The organism is Bacillus sp. UNC322MFChir4.1, assembly GCF_000746135.1.
Taxonomy (GTDB): domain Bacteria; phylum Bacillota; class Bacilli; order Bacillales; family Bacillaceae_G; genus Bacillus_A.
Genome location: NZ_JQKQ01000028.1, coordinates 1 through 14,176, shown reverse-complemented (window position 1 = coordinate 14,176; position 14,176 = coordinate 1). Strand labels below are relative to the sequence as shown.

The window sequence follows — 14,176 nt, the reverse complement described above, 5'->3', positions numbered from 1 at the left end:
ATGGAAACTTCATCGCCGATAATTGAAGAAAAGATTGGAAAAGGCTTTAAACGATGGCCCTTATGGATTGGATATGGCGCTGCGGGGTGGTCACTGCTTTACGGCGTTGTACAGCTCTACTGGTTACTTGGAGGGGCGGGGTATCCCTTCAAACATGCTGAAATGGACTTGTTTGCGGCTATGGTTACTTATCTTCCGTCTAAAGCTGGTGGCCTCATTTTTGTGATTTTTTGTTTATTAGGAACAGTGATTGGTGTAGCTATGCAAAAAATGTGGAGAGGTGTTCTTCTTAGGTGGCTATTCCTTACTTTTGCTTGGTGTTTTGCTGTTGTCTTGCTTCTTTTTATTCCTGATATTAGCTTAATCGCAGTTATGGCTTATGCCTTTTTATTTAAGTTTGCTTTTAACTGGATTATGTTCAATCAGATTATTTGTATTATAGGTGCTCTGCTTTGGATCTTGACTGCTATTGCATATCAACGTAGGACCCGTGATGCTTGTGAATATTGCGGGCGGACAGAGAACGGAAACACATTCTTATTGGTGCGCTGGGGAAGATGGCTAACCATTATCGCGGCTCTTGCGCCTATTCCTTATGCCCTGACACGTTTTGCGTGGGCACTTAATATCCCTTTAGGGGTGGATCAGCAGTTCTTTCACGATTTTTCAAAGGTTAATTCTATGGCACAGATAACAGAATGGGTATTTGGGTCTGTTTGCGTAGGTGGAGGAATTCTTACACTTGGCTTGATTCAAAAATGGGGTGAAATATTTCCCTGTTGGTTTCCATTCATTGGCGGTAAAAGAGTTCCTATCATGCTCGCGGTAGTTCCAGCTTCTATTGTAGCCATTGCGGTAACTGCGGCTGGATTTGTCTTTACCTTTAATTTTCTTGCTGTGATATTACACTTTATGCCAGCTGATATCCTCCTTCTCAGTCAGATATGGGGAACGATTGGACCCATGATTTTCTGGGTGCCATGGGGAGTAGCACTTGGTCTTGCTGCCATTGCTTACTATTATCGCCGGCGTGGTAAGTGTACGCATTGTGGAAGAGACGATCAAAATTGAGACAGAAAAAGGGAGTTGTATGAATAGGAACAAAGTAACTAATTATGAGCAAGTCTCCGGTGTTCGCTATAATTTTTGACTTTGGAAAATTTTAATTGCCGTTACTGCGTCGAACATTTTATGAATCTATTATCATACAGATTCTGGTTTGGCGCAGCAGCGGATTTTCATGAAAGGATATACGTCATATATTTTCTAAATTACGGTTAATTTTCCTCGCTTGTATATCCTTAAGTTGATTTTTGGAAACAATTATCTGAAAACCCTTTATAATAGAACATGTACATACACAAAAGGGGGATTCTATGAAATTATTACGTTCACTTCTTATTCTTACGCTTGTTGTATTGTTAAGCGCATGCAATGTAGCAACAAAAGTTACAAAGGTTCAAAACAACGGCGAAACTACTTTGAAAATTGGCTCTCTGCAAGGTTCTCACGAGGTGCAAACGATTAAAGTTGAAAATGGAAATGTGGAAATTCCTTATGAAGCATCCGTTGAAGAAGGTACAATTTTATTGCAAGTCATAAAAGGTGATAAGGTTATTCAGGAAGAAGAAATCACTTCCAAAAAAGAAGGTCTGCTTTCTTTTGAAGCACCGAAACCTGGCTCATATGAATTGAGTGTATGTGTGAAGGGTGAAAAAGAGAAAGCAAAAGGAATTCGAATACATACGAAGCTATAAAGTGAAACTTTAATCAGTGGGGGTTTTCTTCATCCCCCACTTAACTTCTTAAGAAAAGCGGAAGCGGCCTGCGATTCTAGCCGCTAGAGCTGGACAATGCTTTCGCTGAATTTTGAGGTGGGAGTATTACTGCCCACGAATAGCGGGATAAATCCTAATCGAACTTCTAGTATAGCTAGAAGTTATGTTAAATCGTAATGATGAGAGGAAAGAAGAGAATGGAACCTAAAATAATAAGTATTCCAGCGAAAAAAATTGTTGGAATTAGGAAAGAAACAACTTTTGCAAAAGATCCTGAAGTTACAATGGGGATATGGAAGACATTTATGCCATTAAGAAATCGTATCCCTTACAGAAGTAACTCGTGTTTTCTTTCTGTAAAGGTGTTAAACACTCCTTTAAATTTGAATGATATAAACTATAGTTATGAAAAATGGGCTGCTGTTGAGGTGGAACATTTCGAAACAGATACTGTTTCAGAACTATCGACACATACGCTAGCAGGCGGCTTATATGCTGTTTTCATCCATCAAGGAACAGCTTCTGATTTGAGTACATTCCAGTATATTTTTCAAGAGTGGTTACCGAATTCAAACTATAGCTTAGATGTAAGGGAGCATTTTGAAGTTATGGATGATAATTATCGCCCGGACGATTTGGACGCAAAAGAAGAAGTTTGGATACCAATAAAAGTCAAAACAACTGATAAATAAAAGAGCTGGAATGAACATTTCCAGCTCTTTTATATTCAAGTTACATAGATAGCTTTTCCTTAGAATTACACGCAAATGCACATTGTAAGCGGCGGAGCGCATCTTCTAATACGGAGCGCGGACAGCCGAGATTTAAACGAATATGATGATCACCGCCAGCACCGAATTTTTCTCCAGGTTCTACAATGATTTTACCTTTTGTCTCTAATAATTCCATTCGTTCACTTTGTGTGAGTCCAAGCTTGGAGCAGTCAATCCAAAGTAAGAACGTACCATCTGGCTCGCTGACAGATAGATTTGGAATATGTTTCTTAATAAAATCACATGCGAATTTTGCATTTTCTTCTATATAATGTAATAGCTCTGATAGCCATTCCGTGCATTCTGTGTATGCACTTTGTATGGCTACGTAAGCGAATGTGTTTAAGCCATGAAAACCTTGCCGATTTTGTACACCCGTAAAAGCATTTCGCAATTTTTCATTTGGAATAATAATGACTGATGCTTGCAGTCCGGCAATATTAAATGTCTTACTTGGCGCGATGCATGTTACAGTTCGCTTCGCTAAGCTTGATGATAAAGAAGCAAGTGGGATATGCTTACGTCCTTTGAAGATAATATCAGCATGAATTTCGTCTGCAACGACGGTCACATCATACAGTTCGCAAAGCTTGCCGAGTTTTGTTAACTCATCTTCTGTCCATACGCGCCCAATCGGATTGTGCGGACTACAGAGAAGCATTAATTTTACACCTTGCTGAAATTGTTGTTCTAGCTGATTAAGGTTCATTTTATAAACGCCGTTTTCGATCTGTAATGGATTGGCGAGTATTTGGCGTCCATTCGCTGTTACCATTTCGAAAAACGGCGGATATACAGGCGGCTGCACGATTACGGAATCTGCTTGTTCTGTGAAAGCTTGCACAGAAGTACTAAGTGCAGGAACGATGCCAGCGCTAAAGACAAGCCATTCTTTTTCAATGACCCAATTGTATTGTGTTTGTACCCAATGACAAATTGCTTCTTTTACTTGTTCACTTGTAGTGTTATAACCGAAAATAGGGTGTTGTAAACGTTTTGTTAAAGCATCTTGAATTGGTGAGGGAACAGGGAAGTCCATGTCTGCAATCCAGGCATGAAGAAGTTCCTCGTTTTTATGTGTATCCCATTTAACGGAGTTTGTTCCGCGGCGATTTATCATTTCGTTAAAGTTCCCCATATTTGTTACTCCTTTCAATAATAACTAAAAAAACTGAATGTTCTTCCATTTCTTCTAGCATAGCTGATATGATACGATAAAGAAAAGTGGAAAATAAGAAAAAGGCGGGAAGCGTATGGGAACATATGAGAAGATGATAGACTTTGTGAAGCAGTGGGATCCGTTTCAAATGGGCGCGGAATTTTATGAAACAGAAGCAAGTGACATCGTCTACATTGTAAGTACATTTGATGACGCAAAATATATCGCAAAAAAAATACAGCACGTTTATTTAATATCATTTGATAGGACGTTACCGATTGAAAAATGCCAATGGCTAGCAGAACAATTGTTATTATTAAAAGGCGGCGGTAGCTGTAGTTTATAGTTTTTTCTGTAGAGGCGGATATCGAAAAGTTTATGAATGTGAACTTTTTGATATCCGCCTTTTGTTTTCTTAATTTGCTAGGAAGGTCATAATCTCTTCGCATACATGCTCTGGTTTTTCTTCAGGTAATAAATGTCCTGTGTTTTCATAAGAAATAAAGTGTGAATAGGGCAAATCATTGTGCAAACGGTGTCCAACTTCAATAGGAACAACACGATCTTTTTCTCCCCAAATGAGCAAAGTAGGTGTTGTGATTGCTTGTAACTCTTTTGACGTTAAGTCTCCTTCGCGATCTCGAATCATGCGGGTTAGTGCCGGAAAGATGCGATTATCATAAAAAGGCGCTGCATAACCTTGCATCATTTCTTCATCGATTAAAGAGTGATCGTGAACTACATTCATTAAATTATGGATGATGCCTCGCCTTACAATCCAATTCTTTACGTATAAATGAAAGAACGGTAAATAAGAAGTATAGATAAGCGGCAGTTTCGCTCTTGATAAATAACTAGAACTGCATAAAAGAACCGTCTTTTGAATGAAGTCAGGCCGCAATTTGTTTATATATAACGCAATTTGTCCCCCCATCGAATGTCCTACTAAAATAACATTTTTTGTCTGTAAATGTTCCATAAGTTCAATGACAATCGTTGCGAGGTTCTGGTAAGAATATGTGAAATGATAGGATTTATCGCTTTTTCCAAATGGCGGTAGGTCCAGAGCAATCACGTTCCCTTGCTTTGTTAAAAGGGGAATGAGACGCCGATAGCTAAATGTTGAAGAGAGAAATCCGTGAATTAAAACAAATGTTGGCCTTTCTTCGGCATTGAAAGACTGGTAGAGCTCATAATGAATCGTCATCCCTCTTGTAGAAAAGGTGAAGTGAGGGAGTTGAACTTCGTTTTCCATCTTCATCACTCCGTTGTTTTTTGTTCATATCATCTCCTTTTTAGGTAGGAATTATCCTAGAGGACCGCGAAGGAAAAGCGGTAGTAATGCGGAATTTTTTATAGGGGAATAAAAAGTTTTTTGTAATAAAGGAGAGTTCATAATGAACAGTGATTATCAAACACGAATGGAAACGGTTATAAGATATATTGAAGACCACTACGCTGAAAAAATTGATCTTGATTCATTAGCCCAAGTATCACATTTTTCTAAGTATCATTTTAGCCGGATTTTTAAAGCGATTATCGGTGAAACCCCGATGTCGTTTGTGAATAAAAAACGTCTTCAAAAATCGATATACTACTTAACAGAAACGAATAAATCAATATTAGAGATAAGCAGTCTCTGTGGTTTTGAATCAGCCTCGACATTTCATGCATTGTTTAAAAAACACTTTCATGTCGTTCCTACTGATGTTAGGAAAAATAATTTTCATCATAGCAATATTTCGTTATATATGAGCAAGAATCAAGAAGAGATGTCCACCTCGGTTTGCTACGCTAATGATAGCAACAATAACTTGTTAAGGAGGATATGGACTATGAACATTACGATTAAGGAATTACCTGATTATGAAGTAGCGTATGTGAGACACGTTGGGAGTTATTTAGAAACTTTTCATGCATGGGGGAAATTAGGAGAATGGGCTCATAAACATGGAATTGATCAAACAAAATATTCGATTGGAATTTCATTGGATGATCCTAATTTTGTTGATGAATATGCTTGTCGCTATGATGCATGCGTAACAATTCCGAAAGACTTCCGCAAAGAAGATCACGATGTTATACAATATAAAACTTTGCAAGGCGGCACTTATGCTTTGTATCAGTTTTATGATACTCTCGATAAATTTGCTCTTGCTTATCAAAGCATTTTTGGACAATGGCTCCCTAATAGTGAGTACGATGCAGATGATAAACCGTGCCTTGAATTTTGTATGAATAACCCGGCAACTGATCCAGAAGGGAAGGCTAAGGTTGACTTGTATATTCCTATTAAAAAAGTAGTATGAATCGACTACTAGTATGTTGAATATCGTCGAAGAATCTTTAAATCGTGTCGAAGCGCCGATATATTGTGAAAAGCGCTGATATATTGAAAAAGAACGGTCGATAACGGGAAAAAGGAATGCCCCCAAAGGTACTTATGTGCCTTTGGGGGCAGTTTGTTTCTCATTATTTTAGTTCATTCACAACGTTCGGCGGTGTATGCCCTTGCAGTCCAGCTACTAAATTTTTTGCTGCTGTCATTGCCATAGTCCGGCGTGTTTTTAACGTTGCCGAACCAATGTGAGGGAGCGTTACGACATTTTGCAAAGATAACAATGGGTTATCCTTTTCGATTGGTTCTTGTGTAAATGTATCAATGCCTGCCGCAAAGATTTTCTTTTGCTGCAATGCTTCAATTAATGCAGTTTCATTTACTGTTTTCCCGCGGGATGCATTAATAAAAATAGCTGTTTCTTTCATTAAATCAAATTCTTTTTCTCCAATTAGATGATATGTTTCTTCTGTTAATGGTGTGAGAAGAACGATAAAATCTGCGCTTTGCAGTAACGTTTCTAATTCGCAATATGTTGCGCCGAGTTCTTGTTCTGCTTTTTCTTTTCGGCTTCGATTGTAGTATAAAACATCCATATCGAAGCCGAATTTTGCGCGTTTTGCAACGACTTCACCGATGCGCCCCATACCGATAATTCCGATTGTTTGGTGGTGAACATCTAATCCGAAATGTTCTTTTCCAATTTCCCCATTCCACTCTCCTGATTTTACGTAACGATCGAGTTCACAAACGCGGCGCGATGCCGATAACATTAACGCAAAGATAAGATCAGCGACAGTATCATCCAATACGTATGGTGTATTCGTTCCGATTACGTTTCTTTGCTTCATGGCTTCGGTATTGAAGTTATCATAACCGACAGAAATGTTACTTACTACTTTCAACTGCGGAGCTGCTTCGAGTAGTTCATCATCAATAATAGCCCCAAAATTTAATAGTCCTTGTTTATCTTTTACTTTCTCTAATAAGATGTGGCGCGGGATTTTTTCATTACCATCCCACTTCTCGTATTCATAATGCTGTCCAATATATTCTTCAACAAATCTAGGCACTTTTTCTGCAATGTAGACTCTTTGTTTCATAGATCCAGCCCCTCTCTAAATGTATTGTCACATAATTCCTTAAAAAAATCTTCTTTTCAAATCGGAAAAGCTGTCTGTATAATTTAGAAATATCCAAAAAGGAAAGGGAGATTGTGATGACAGAAAAAGAATTAGAATTGTTAGCTTGTCTTGAAAAAAGTAGCCGATTATCTGAAGAAACATTAGCCAAAATGTTAAACATAGATGTAGAAGAAGTAATAGCAATCCTTGAGAAATTAGAAAGAGAAAAAGTGATTGTCGATTATGTAACACTGATTGATTGGACAAAGGTGAAAGAACATACAGGTCTAACGGCAATGATTGATGTGAAAGTTACACCGAAGCATGGTGTTGGGTTTGATGCGGTAGCGGAACAAATTTATCGATATCCAGAAGTGAAGTCTGTGTATTTAATGTCAGGGACATATGACCTTTCTATTACAATAGAAGGAAAAGGGATGGCTGAAGTGGCAACGTTTGTAGCAGAGAAGTTAGCAACAATTGAATCTGTCGTATCAACGACAACACATTTTATTTTGAAAAAGTATAAACATGAGGGAATTATATATGAAAATAAAGATGATGATAAACGAATTGTGGTGACTCCATGAGTAAATTTGAACTATCAAAAGTAGCACAATCTTTACAACCATCCGGTATTCGTAAGTTCTTTGATTTGGCTGCCGGTATGAAAGGGGTTATTTCATTAGGTGTTGGAGAGCCTGACTTCGTGACGCCTTGGAATGTAAGACAAGCATGTATTCGTTCGTTAGAAGAAGGATATACAGCATATACAGCGAATGCTGGGTTATTAGAGCTGCGCGAAGAAATTTCAAAATATTTACACAAGCAATTTTCGGTCGATTATGATCCGCAAGAAGAAATCATTGTAACAGTTGGGGCGAGTCAGGCGTTAGATGTGGCAATGCGCGCCATTGTTAATCCTGGTGATGAAGTCATTATTATTGAACCAAGTTTTGTATCGTATGCACCGCTTGTTACGTTAGCGGGCGGAGTACCGGTACCTGTGTCTACATCTTCAGAGGATGAATTTAAAGTGCAGCCAGGGCAGATTGAATCGGCGATTACATCGAATACGAAAGCAATCTTATTATGTTCTCCAAACAATCCGACTGGAACACTCTTAAATAAAGAAGAATTAGAGAAACTTGCTGTGATTGTCGAGAAATACAATTTAATTGTTTTATCAGATGAGATTTATGCTGAGCTTGTTTACGATGAAACATACACAAGTTTTGCAAGTGTGAAACATATGCGGGATCATACGATTTTAATCTCTGGTTTTTCAAAAGGCTTTGCGATGACAGGCTGGCGCCTCGGTTTAATTGCAGCTCCCAAGCATTTTGCGGCTATTATGTTAAAAATTCATCAATATTCAATGATGTGCGCGCCGACGATGTCTCAATTCGCAGCATTAGAAGCATTGCGCTCAGGAGAACAAGAGGTTATTCGGATGCGTGAGAGCTATAAACAACGCCGAAACTTTATGACAACTTCATTTAATGAAATGGGATTAGATTGTCATATGCCTGGCGGAGCATTTTACGTCTTTCCTTCGATTCGTTCAACGGGATTATCTTCAGCGGAATTTGCAGAACGTTTATTGTTAGCAGAAAAAGTCGCTGTTGTACCTGGAAGTGTATTTGGTGAGAGCGGAGAAGGATTTATTCGCTGTTCGTATGCAACGTCACTTGAACAGCTTATGGAAGCGATGAAACGTATGAAGCGGTTTGTAGAGAATGAAAAAAGGACAAAACGTAATACGTTTTGTCCATAAAAGGGGGGGAATACTAGAAAGCCATGTGTTAGTATTTTATCCCCGTATTTGAAGATTTATACATCTTTAAGGAATTTTTTTCATGAATTTTGAATGAAACCCAACTAGGTGGTATAATTTACTAATACAAAAGGTAAACATATGGGAGTGTTTCTTATGTTAAATCAATATACAACTGGAGTGGTTGTGAAGGGAAAAGTAACAGGGATTCAAGATTACGGAGCATTCGTTGCATTAGATGAAGAAACACAAGGACTTGTACACATATCTGAAATTACAAATGGGTATGTAAAAGATATTCATGATTTTTTAAAAGTTGGAGATGAAGTGGAGGTAAAGGTGCTTTCAGTTGATGAGAAGAACGGAAAGATGAGTTTGTCATTGAAGGCTGCCAAGCGAAAACAAGGGAAAGTACGTATTCCAAATCTGTCCGCAAATGGATTTAACACATTACGAGACAAGTTAACAGAGTGGATTGAAGAATCGCAGATTACAAAATAAAAGCAGGGAGTTATGCTCCCTGCTTTTATTCGTATTACATTATGATATGAAGTAATCAAACGTTTCTTTTACTAAGATTGTAATCGAAATAAAGAAACGTCCGTATGTCGGAAGGTATGCACATCTCCACTTGTTTATAAATAAGCGGAGACGTGTGTTTTATAATATCATAAGTTATCGAACTTGACGTGCTTCTGGGTGTGTTCCAAGCTCTTCAGAAGGTTTAAATAATAAACCAAGGTTAATTAAACCTGAAATACCTACAATGCCGTAGATAATTCGAGCAAGTGCTGTATCTTGTCCGCCAAAGATAGCTGCTACTAAATCGAATTGAAAGAAACCAATGAGTCCCCAGTTTACTGCGCCAATAATCGTAAATACTAAAGCGATGCGTTGTAATGTACTCATTTTAAGCAGTCCCTCCTTAAATGATGAAGCACAAACGAGCTATGCTTACTCGCTTAATCAAGCTTCCTTTATAGAATGGATACCTTTTGTCCTTCTTATACAAAAAAATTTAATTTCTCATCGAAAAAACAGGAGTTATGACAATTTTGTAAAAAAAACGAAATGAGTACGCTTACAATTCGTAGTTCGCTTGATTTACAACGGTGGTTTCGCTAAAGTGAAGACAGAAATACATATACATACTGTATTGGAGGCAAAAAAAATGAGCACACATGTAACGTTTGATTATTCAAAAGCATTATCGTTCATTAATGAACACGAGCTAACATACTTACGTGATGCAGTAAAAGTATCACATCATGCAATTCATGAAAAAACAGGAGCAGGGAACGATTTCTTAGGTTGGATTGAACTTCCCCTTGCATACGATAAAGAAGAATTTTCTCGCATTCAAAAGTGTGCGGAGAAAATTAAAAATGACTCTGACATTTTACTTGTTGTTGGTATTGGTGGTTCTTACTTAGGAGCACGAGCAGCGATTGAAATGCTAAATCATTCCTTCTACAATATACTGTCTAAAGAACAGCGTAAAACTCCACAAGTGCTATTTGTTGGACAAAACATTAGCTCCACTTATATGAAAGATTTAATGGATGTATTAGAAGGTAAGGACTTCTCGATTAACGTTATTTCCAAATCAGGTACAACAACAGAACCTGCAATTGCATTCCGTGTTTTCCGTAAGTTATTAGAAGAGAAATACGGAAAAGAAGAGGCGCGTAAACGCATTTATGCAACAACAGATAAAGCACGTGGTGCTTTAAAAACATTAGCCGATGAGGAAGGATACGAAACATTCGTGATTCCAGATGATGTTGGCGGCCGTTTCTCTGTATTAACACCAGTTGGTTTATTACCGATTGCTGTAAGTGGTTTAAATATTGAAGAAATGATGCAAGGTGCAGCTGCAGGTCATGATGATTTTGCAAAATCAGAGCTTGAAGAAAATCCAGCTTACCAATATGCAGTTGTACGTAATGCTTTATATAATAAAGGAAAAACAATTGAAATGCTTGTGAACTACGAACCAGCACTTCAATATTTTTCTGAATGGTGGAAACAATTATTTGGTGAAAGTGAAGGGAAAGATCAAAAAGGTATTTTCCCAGCTTCTGCAAACTTTTCAACTGACCTTCATTCTTTAGGTCAATACATTCAAGAAGGACGTCGTGACCTATTTGAAACAGTTCTAAAAGTAGGAAAATCTACACATGAACTAAAAATTGAATTAGATGAGAACGATTTAGATGGATTAAACTACCTTGCTGGTGAAACAGTAGACTTCGTTAACACAAAAGCATACGAAGGAACATTACTTGCACACAGCGATGGCGGCGTACCAAACTTAATCATAAACATTCCTGAATTAAATGAGTATACATTCGGTTATCTTGTATACTTCTTCGAAAAAGCATGTGCGATGAGCGGCTACCTACTAGGCGTAAATCCATTCGACCAACCAGGCGTAGAAGCATACAAGAAAAACATGTTTGCATTGCTTGGAAAACCAGGATTCGAAGAACTAAAAGCAGAATTAGAAGAGCGTTTGAAATAAGAAAAACGAAGCTGTTGGGACCATCCCAACAGCTTTTTTGTGATGAATTCTCGTCGAATCGTGTCGAGGAATCTTTAAATCATGTCGAAGCGCCGATATATTAGAAAAGTCGCCGATATATGCTGTGTTTCCGCCGATATATGGAGTGCGAATGGGGTATGCTAAAAAAAATTAGAAAGGATGATCCATTTGATTCGGATTCATTCGAAGTTAGAAGGCCAGACTTTCGCACTTTTTCAATTGGAAGAAACATTAAAGCCGCTTGGCTATACAATCGGTGGAAATTGGGATTATGAGAAAGGCTGTTTCGATTATAAAATAGATGAAGAGGAAGGATATCAATTTTTACGATTGCCCTTTACAGCTGTTGAAGGGGAGCTTGATGTAAATGGAGTTATCGTTCGCCTTGATACACCGTATCTTCTTTCGCATGTGTATCAAGACGAATTAGATGATGGAGTGAATACATTTGCAGCAGGGATGACGTCTTTTGATCAGTTTGCAGAACCGAAAGATCCAGATGGAGATATTCAAGCAAAATATATTGATATTGGAAAGGCTTTAGTTCGGGAATTGGAAGCATATCTTCTTAATGTTTAATGACAATCAGTAAATCAGTTTTTTTCAGAGTAAATGAATGGACAGGATTTATATGATAGTGCTCGTCACGCTGTAGACCGAGTAAGAGTATATTTTGTTTTAATAAAGCGCAGTTACAGTATTCGAATGTTTCACCATCATATTGCTCTGGAACGTGCAGGAGCTGTAATTTATTCGCAGTAATTTCATTGTAAATTGTAAATAGTACTTCTGAAATCGAAGGAAATAATAAGGAAGCGGCAAATACATAACTCGTTAATTTATTTCCTTCAATAATCTCTGTCGCACCGGCTCGTTTCGCATTATGAATTTGATCCGAAGTTAACATTTCAACAATACAATATATATTTGGATTTAATCCTTTCGCCGTTAAGATGGTTAAAATAGACTGCGTATCAGCAGAACTCTCGCTTTTTTCTTTGTCAGCTGTAATCAAAATAGTATGTGCAGTACGAATATTTGCTTTGAGTAAAATTTGATCATGATGAGGACACCCCTTAATAAATTGTAGATGATGAAATGATTTTGGCAGCAGAGGGAGTGTCTCATCTATAAGAACGATATCAAGATTTGGTTGTAATACGCGCATTTGGCTTACTACGTGTTTTACTCGTTCGTTCCAGCCGACAACAATCATATGTTCATGGCAAGAGGCGGCCTCCTCACCTTTTATTTTCATATATTGTTTACTAATCATTTCGGTAGCAAATGAAACCATATAATAAGAACCAAATCCGGTTCCTAACAAAATGAGAATAATTGCGAGAATTCTTCCTTGTACACTATGAGGAACGTAATCGCCGTATCCAACAGTAAATGTTGTGACAAGTGCCCACCATATACCGTCGAACCATGTTTGAAAGTGAACGGGCTCTAATTTGTGAATAAGAAATCCAAAGAAGAGAATGAATAAGGTAATTAATGTGACTAGTCGTAAAATAATAGAATTGCGAAATGTATCTAGAATACTGCTTCTTGCATTCAATGTTTGTAGCTCCTCCCGCATCAATAATAGTTATGTAAAACACCCACTGATGTTTATATTGTTGCCATTATGAAATAAAGAAAAACCCCCTCATTCATGAGGCGGTTCCTAGATACTTTCTACTTCGGTTTTTTGGACGCTATCAAGCTGTTGAATTGCATAGTATACATTAGCTGTACGTATTTTTTGATCAACAGAGAGTTTCATTTGTAGAAAATGAGCTCCATTTTCTAATGTTTTAAGTTTCATATTTTTAACTTTTATATCCATCTTTTTTATATCATCGATGACGATAGGGATATTTTCCATACTATTTACGACAAGATTCACCGCAATGTCGCGCTGCCTAAGGGATTTTGGGCCTAAAATATTCATAACAAAAGGAATAAGTTCTACACTAATCATAAGGAAACACATGCCAGAAATAGCTTCTAAATAAAAACCAGCTCCCACTGCGATGCCAATTCCTGATGCTCCCCAAATCATAGCAGCAGTAGTTAAACCTGCGATACTATCGTTACCTCTACGTAAAATAACTCCTGCTCCTAAAAAACCAATTCCTGATACAACTTGAGCTGCTAAGCGGAGAGGATCCATAGTGATTCTGTTTGAGACAGAACTCGGTAGATTATAAGCTGCTTTAATTGAAACAATAGTAAGCAAACAACTTATTATAGAAATAACTAAGCAAGTTTTTAAACCTAACGGCTTTCGTTTTAGTTCACGTTCTAAACCAATTGCAAATCCTAAAATAGCAGAGAGGCCTATCTTTAGTAATAAATCGAAGTGTTCCAATTTGTATTCCTCCCCGTAATTTGATGTAATAGATAAACTGATATTTTTAGTATATGGTACAAGAAAGGAATGATGGACACTTTTTATAAAAAATATTGAAAAAAGGTGTTGCATTTCGAAAATCACCATGCTATATTAATAAACGTCGCTGATGCACGAAAGCAGAAAGCGAAATGAAAAAAAGAAGTAAAAAACAATGTTGACATCGAAAAACAAAGATGTTAACATGAGAAAGTCGCAAATGAGCGACGGACAAGTTCTTTGAAAACTGAACGAAACAAACAACGTGAAACGTCAATTTTTATTTATGATGCTAGACAAAC

At 37.5% G+C, this 14,176-nt stretch carries 16 protein-coding genes; 10 read left to right on the top strand and 6 right to left on the bottom strand.

Translation table 11 applies throughout. The features are described from left to right. The 3 genes from BR72_RS11840 to BR72_RS11830 all read left to right on the top strand — a co-directional run bounded on the left by BR72_RS11840 (window position 1) and on the right by BR72_RS11830 (window position 2,470). Window positions 1-1,071 carry a hypothetical protein gene (locus tag BR72_RS11840; protein ID WP_051957308.1) on the top strand — a complete coding sequence of 357 codons (1,071 nt, stop codon included), beginning with the start codon at window positions 1-3 and terminating at the stop codon, window positions 1,069-1,071. Window positions 1,072-1,376: 305 nt separating this feature from the next. After that, the gene (locus BR72_RS11835) at window positions 1,377-1,757 is read left to right on the top strand and encodes a hypothetical protein (RefSeq protein WP_035433288.1); all 381 of its coding nucleotides are present in this window, start codon (window positions 1,377-1,379) and stop codon (window positions 1,755-1,757) included. 218 nt (window positions 1,758-1,975) lie between these two features. Then, window positions 1,976-2,470 (top strand): GyrI-like domain-containing protein, encoded by a 495-nt coding sequence (locus tag BR72_RS11830; RefSeq protein ID WP_035433286.1) that lies wholly within the window; start codon window positions 1,976-1,978, stop codon window positions 2,468-2,470. A 40-nt stretch (window positions 2,471-2,510) separates the two neighbouring features. On the opposite strand, the gene BR72_RS11825 is transcribed toward BR72_RS11830, so the two are convergent. Further along, complete coding sequence (locus BR72_RS11825; protein WP_035433284.1) at window positions 2,511-3,689, bottom strand: MalY/PatB family protein; 1,179 nt, start codon at window positions 3,687-3,689, stop codon at window positions 2,511-2,513. A gap of 115 nt (window positions 3,690-3,804) precedes the next feature. Here BR72_RS11825 and BR72_RS11820 point away from each other — a divergent pair, with 115 nt between their 5' ends. Further along, entirely contained in the window at window positions 3,805-4,056 is a 252-nt protein-coding gene (locus BR72_RS11820; protein ID WP_035433281.1) for a DUF1871 family protein, read from the top strand. A gap of 69 nt (window positions 4,057-4,125) precedes the next feature. On the opposite strand, the gene BR72_RS11815 is transcribed toward BR72_RS11820, so the two are convergent. Further along, window positions 4,126-4,965: an alpha/beta fold hydrolase gene (locus tag BR72_RS11815; protein ID WP_035433278.1), complete on the bottom strand. Its 840-nt coding sequence runs from the start codon at window positions 4,963-4,965 to the stop codon at window positions 4,126-4,128. A 142-nt stretch (window positions 4,966-5,107) separates the two neighbouring features. Between BR72_RS11815 and BR72_RS25600 the strand changes: the two genes are divergently transcribed. Continuing rightward, on the top strand, window positions 5,108-6,019 hold the full coding sequence (locus tag BR72_RS25600) for an AraC family transcriptional regulator (RefSeq protein WP_081904870.1): 912 nt from the start codon (window positions 5,108-5,110) through the stop codon (window positions 6,017-6,019). A 163-nt stretch (window positions 6,020-6,182) separates the two neighbouring features. Here the strand turns inward: BR72_RS25600 and BR72_RS11805 are convergent, their stop codons facing one another. Then, window positions 6,183-7,151 carry a 2-hydroxyacid dehydrogenase gene (locus BR72_RS11805; RefSeq protein ID WP_035433276.1) on the bottom strand — a complete coding sequence of 323 codons (969 nt, stop codon included), beginning with the start codon at window positions 7,149-7,151 and terminating at the stop codon, window positions 6,183-6,185. Between the two features lie 113 nt (window positions 7,152-7,264). Here BR72_RS11805 and BR72_RS11800 point away from each other — a divergent pair, with 113 nt between their 5' ends. The 3 genes from BR72_RS11800 (at window position 7,265) to yugI (ending at window position 9,450) form a co-directional block, all read left to right on the top strand. After that, complete coding sequence (locus tag BR72_RS11800; RefSeq protein ID WP_035433273.1) at window positions 7,265-7,762, top strand: Lrp/AsnC family transcriptional regulator; 498 nt, start codon at window positions 7,265-7,267, stop codon at window positions 7,760-7,762. After that, window positions 7,759-8,949, top strand: a complete 1,191-nt coding sequence (locus BR72_RS11795) for an aminotransferase (RefSeq protein WP_035433271.1) — start codon at window positions 7,759-7,761, stop codon at window positions 8,947-8,949. The genes BR72_RS11800 and BR72_RS11795 overlap by 4 nt, the downstream gene beginning before the upstream one ends. A gap of 156 nt (window positions 8,950-9,105) precedes the next feature. Next, entirely contained in the window at window positions 9,106-9,450 is a 345-nt protein-coding gene (yugI, locus tag BR72_RS11790; protein WP_035433269.1) for a S1 domain-containing post-transcriptional regulator GSP13, read from the top strand. A gap of 174 nt (window positions 9,451-9,624) precedes the next feature. Here yugI and BR72_RS11785 read toward each other — a convergent pair whose 3' ends face one another. Beyond that, window positions 9,625-9,858: a DUF378 domain-containing protein gene (locus tag BR72_RS11785; protein WP_035433268.1), complete on the bottom strand. Its 234-nt coding sequence runs from the start codon at window positions 9,856-9,858 to the stop codon at window positions 9,625-9,627. Between the two features lie 262 nt (window positions 9,859-10,120). On the opposite strand from BR72_RS11785, the gene BR72_RS11780 reads away from it, so the two are divergent. After that, window positions 10,121-11,473 carry a glucose-6-phosphate isomerase gene (locus BR72_RS11780; protein ID WP_035433267.1) on the top strand — a complete coding sequence of 451 codons (1,353 nt, stop codon included), beginning with the start codon at window positions 10,121-10,123 and terminating at the stop codon, window positions 11,471-11,473. Between the two features lie 189 nt (window positions 11,474-11,662). Further along, the gene (locus BR72_RS11775) at window positions 11,663-12,073 is read left to right on the top strand and encodes a YugN-like family protein (RefSeq protein ID WP_035433265.1); all 411 of its coding nucleotides are present in this window, start codon (window positions 11,663-11,665) and stop codon (window positions 12,071-12,073) included. Here BR72_RS11775 and BR72_RS11770 read toward each other — a convergent pair. Next, window positions 12,063-13,058: an ion channel gene (locus tag BR72_RS11770; RefSeq protein ID WP_035433262.1), complete on the bottom strand. Its 996-nt coding sequence runs from the start codon at window positions 13,056-13,058 to the stop codon at window positions 12,063-12,065. The two genes, BR72_RS11775 and BR72_RS11770, sit on opposite strands and share 11 nt — an antisense overlap. Window positions 13,059-13,166: 108 nt before the next feature. Beyond that, window positions 13,167-13,853 carry an MgtC/SapB family protein gene (locus tag BR72_RS11765; protein ID WP_035433260.1) on the bottom strand — a complete coding sequence of 229 codons (687 nt, stop codon included), beginning with the start codon at window positions 13,851-13,853 and terminating at the stop codon, window positions 13,167-13,169. Window positions 13,854-14,176: the final 323 nt, after the last annotated feature.